Source organism: Vibrio sp. 10N.261.52.A1 (assembly GCF_002876325.1).
Taxonomy (GTDB): domain Bacteria; phylum Pseudomonadota; class Gammaproteobacteria; order Enterobacterales; family Vibrionaceae; genus Vibrio; species Vibrio chagasii.
The window spans coordinates 1-3,213 of record NZ_MCYD01000704.1 but is presented as its reverse complement, the minus strand read 5'-3'; the positions used below and the strand labels follow the sequence as shown (position 1 = coordinate 3,213).

Below are 3,213 nucleotides of genomic sequence, written 5' to 3'. Positions count from 1 at the left end.
ATACAGTAATGTGCATTGCAATTTAAATTGTGAGATCTGATAACTCGAAACCAAGAAGCTAACAGCTCTATTAGACAGAAAAATTCTGTATTTAAATGCAGAATAATTCTGTCTAGTTTCTATCGTTCACACCTTATATGCAATCTGATCATTATATAACAATGGCTTATATCACAGCTAGGGGCGGAGCTAGAGAAAATGCGGAATTTTTCTGTCTAGTATGACCCCCCCCCCCCACATTAAGAATCTGGTCAATACAGCTTACTTAAGCTCTTCTGGTATACGGCGATCTTTGTGATAGTACTCTCGGTCGCGTTCGTTGATTTCTCTCACTACTTTGCAAGGGTTACCAACAGCTACCACATTGGCTGGGATATCTTTGGTGACTATGCTGCCAGCGCCAATTACCGAGTTTTCACCTATGGTAACGCCCGGTAAAACAACTGTGCGCGCGCCAAGCCATACGTTGTTGCAGATACGGACAGGAACATTGAACTGGGCGGCTTTGAGCCTGAGTTCTGGGCTGATGGGATGTGTGCCTGTCGCGATGGTTACGTTAGGTGCAATCATTACGTTATCGCCGATGAATACGTCGGTATCATCAACAAGCGTTAGGTTGAAGTTTACGTATACGTTGTTACCTAAGTGAGTATGACGCCTCCAGTTGGCGTGTAGTGGCGGCTCTATGTAACAACCCTCGCCGACCTCTGCGAAGAGTTGCTTCATAATTTGTTGGCGTTTTTTACCTTCTCTCGGGCGAGTGTGGTTGAAATCGTACAGCACTTCTAAACATTGCGTTTGCTCGGCGACCAGACAAACGTCATCACAGTAATAAACGTCTTGGCTGTGCATTTTTGCCTTTATATCCATGTTTGAACCTATTTGATAATTACCGAAGAACGGCATAAATAAAGCGACATATGGATAATTTGAAGCGTTTCATTGGTCTCAAAACAAGTTACGAGTTACGCGGCCTTATGTTCTCGGCAACGTGCCATAACACGCCACTTGGGTCAGTGATACAAAACTCAAGCATTCCCCAAGGTTGCTCAACCACCTCGGTAACGGTTACTTCAAATTCCGCCATTACATTAGAGTTTTGTACGTGCTGATACCAACTTTTTACGTCCTCTACGAGCAAGTGCATCATGTAATTGTGACAGTGCGTAGGTTCGTAAAAATCTTGTAAAAGGAATGCATAATCACCGTGACGAAAATAAGCGATATCATGGAACTCAGACATGAGCTCAAACCCCAGAGCTTGGTAAAATCGCTTAGATAGATCGAAATCTTTTGCGGGCACAAACGATTTTATGTCAGTGACTTTGAGGTTTTCTACGTTGGACATTTCCTTCTCCATTACGGGCCATTCCTTAGTGATTGATGTTGAGCTTAGCAATGAGGTAAATGTTAGGTGACATTGTCACGTAACAACCACCTCATTGAACGTGCAGGGTTTGAATATGAGTTAATCGTCAGCACCACATTTTGCACAAGGCTGGTAAGTACGTTCGCCTTGTTCAATTACCACGTAATCACGCACGCAACTTTCACATAATGCTAGCTTTGGGTAAGCGTCCTTCTGTTTCTTTGCGTTTATATCGCCTTCAGTGGTGTAGATAGTTCTCATTTGAAGCCTTTAGTATTAATCACTTATGAAGCCAAATTGTATCACTGTTTATCGCGCCATTTTTATACTTTGAACAACAAAATCAACGTGCCACGCGTATCAGTGGTAACATTAAAAGAGTCAGCCAACGAAGAAGCCAAGAATGAAAGATTGTAATCAATGCGGAAAATGTTGCATCAAATATGGGGATGGCGACCTCGCCGCAACTCAAGAAGAGATTGATTTGTGGGAACTGTTCAACCCGGACATCTTTGAATATGTTCGCGGTGGTGAAATTTGGTTCGATCCTCAATCCGGCGAACGTTTAACTCGTTGTCCGTTTCTAGAGGTCGTCCCGAATAAAAACACGAACGCTCAAGCCAAATACACATGCAGTATTTACTTAGACCGCCCAGAGGATTGCCGACACTACCCTAGCCTAATCAATGAAATGGTGAGGGATAAGTGTGAGATGATTGAAGTGGTGGATCTGCAAGATACGAAAAAAGCTCAAAGAAGACTCGACCTTTTAATGAAAGGAAGTCGCCCTTCAAGCTTTTCATAATTGTCATCTTTTGGAGAGCTGATCTTGTTATTACGACAAGTACTGATTCTCTTCTAACCAATCTAGCGCAACCAGTGCCACCGATGAACATACCTCTCTGTCATTGCCATCGACAAACTTAAGTTCTTCGATCTCAGCGTCTGGTGATAGTTCGCCCGTGTAGTCTGCAACGTAACAAGTCAATTGCACTGAAATACCTTCCGCTTTGCCATCAGCCTGGCCAGTAAACGTCTCAACGTATTTGAGTGAATCAGGCACTAAATCGACTGAAATCTCTTCTTTGATTTCACGAAGCAATGCTTGCTCATCACTTTCACCCGCTTCGCGTTTTCCACCCGGTAAGTAAAACCGTTCTTTACCTTTTGATCTCACCATCAACAGCTTGCCATCTTGAATGAATACCCAAGCGAGCTTATCAATTACCTTATTCATGTTCTTAGACCTTGTTATTGTGCTTCTTATTCTAATTAAAGCGACGATATCGCATGGGCGGCATGTTACCTACAGCAGTCAGCATATTCTATTGAATTACATAAAAAATGATATTGGGAGTCGATGAATGACAGCCATCAATGCGGTTCGTTAAAGGTTAAAGCTTACCAATGGCTGTCATTTGAAATAATGATGTGACGAAACTAATCAACAAGCCACTCTATCGCAGAGTCGTGATCTTCGAATGACTTGATGTCACCAGACACAAACCAGCTTCCCACTTTTGCTGCCAGTTCTTGCCAGCTTTGATCACCGTAAATAGCGATCTTGTCTATCTTGGAGTTGAGTTCTAGCCCGAGTTTGAAATCATCCCACGCGGCGCGCAGTTCCCAGCCCGTTAATGTGGAGATATCAACAAGCATCTTCAGTGCGGACGAATCGATCTCTTTTATGGTGGTTTTTAAGATGGGTATCATTGCTTGATAGTCGTCGTGCGTTAATTTCCCTTTCGCTTTGAACACGATGATGGTTTCGCCGCTAACACGCTCAATTCCAACCGATATTCCATGACGTTCGATACTCATAACCTTGCCCCTCTATTAGAAAT

The 3,213-nt window shown here is 43.1% G+C and carries 6 protein-coding genes; 1 reads left to right on the top strand and 5 read right to left on the bottom strand.

Annotated features, from left to right (window positions below; genetic code table 11):
- Positions 1–261: 261 nt before the first annotated feature.
- From BCT81_RS13975 to BCT81_RS29320, 3 genes are all read right to left on the bottom strand, one after another.
- Positions 262–870 (bottom strand): sugar O-acetyltransferase, encoded by a 609-nt coding sequence (locus BCT81_RS13975; RefSeq protein ID WP_102424812.1) that lies wholly within the window; start codon positions 868–870, stop codon positions 262–264.
- Positions 871–958: 88 nt separating this feature from the next.
- Positions 959–1,348, bottom strand: coding sequence for a VOC family protein (locus BCT81_RS13970; protein ID WP_241908207.1), 390 nt, complete (start codon positions 1,346–1,348; stop codon positions 959–961).
- A gap of 120 nt (positions 1,349–1,468) precedes the next feature.
- A complete protein-coding gene (locus BCT81_RS29320; RefSeq protein ID WP_198596896.1) occupies positions 1,469–1,630 on the bottom strand; it encodes a hypothetical protein in 162 nt (53 codons plus the stop codon).
- Between the two features lie 142 nt (positions 1,631–1,772).
- On the opposite strand from BCT81_RS29320, the gene BCT81_RS13965 reads away from it, so the two are divergent.
- The gene (locus BCT81_RS13965; RefSeq protein WP_102424810.1) at positions 1,773–2,174 is read left to right on the top strand and encodes a YkgJ family cysteine cluster protein; all 402 of its coding nucleotides are present in this window, start codon (positions 1,773–1,775) and stop codon (positions 2,172–2,174) included.
- Between the two features lie 30 nt (positions 2,175–2,204).
- Here the strand turns inward: BCT81_RS13965 and BCT81_RS13960 are convergent, their stop codons facing one another.
- Both BCT81_RS13960 and BCT81_RS13955 read right to left on the bottom strand, forming a co-directional pair.
- A complete protein-coding gene (locus BCT81_RS13960; protein ID WP_004739594.1) occupies positions 2,205–2,606 on the bottom strand; it encodes an NUDIX domain-containing protein in 402 nt (133 codons plus the stop codon).
- Between the two features lie 203 nt (positions 2,607–2,809).
- Complete coding sequence (locus tag BCT81_RS13955) at positions 2,810–3,190, bottom strand: STAS/SEC14 domain-containing protein (protein WP_102424809.1); 381 nt, start codon at positions 3,188–3,190, stop codon at positions 2,810–2,812.
- Positions 3,191–3,213: the final 23 nt, after the last annotated feature.

Excerpts from the sequence above, each read along its gene's own strand:
- BCT81_RS13970 (WP_241908207.1), bottom strand. The coding sequence starts at position 1,348 with ATGTCCAACGTAGAAAACCTCAAAGTCACTGACATAAAATCGTTTGTG.
- BCT81_RS13960 (WP_004739594.1), bottom strand. The coding sequence starts at position 2,606 with ATGAATAAGGTAATTGATAAGCTCGCTTGGGTATTCATTCAAGATGGC.
- BCT81_RS13955 (WP_102424809.1), bottom strand. The coding sequence starts at position 3,190 with ATGAGTATCGAACGTCATGGAATATCGGTTGGAATTGAGCGTGTTAGC.
- BCT81_RS13965 (WP_102424810.1), top strand. The coding sequence starts at position 1,773 with ATGAAAGATTGTAATCAATGCGGAAAATGTTGCATCAAATATGGGGAT.
- BCT81_RS13975 (WP_102424812.1), bottom strand. The coding sequence starts at position 870 with ATGGATATAAAGGCAAAAATGCACAGCCAAGACGTTTATTACTGTGAT.
- BCT81_RS29320 (WP_198596896.1), bottom strand. The coding sequence starts at position 1,630 with ATGAGAACTATCTACACCACTGAAGGCGATATAAACGCAAAGAAACAG.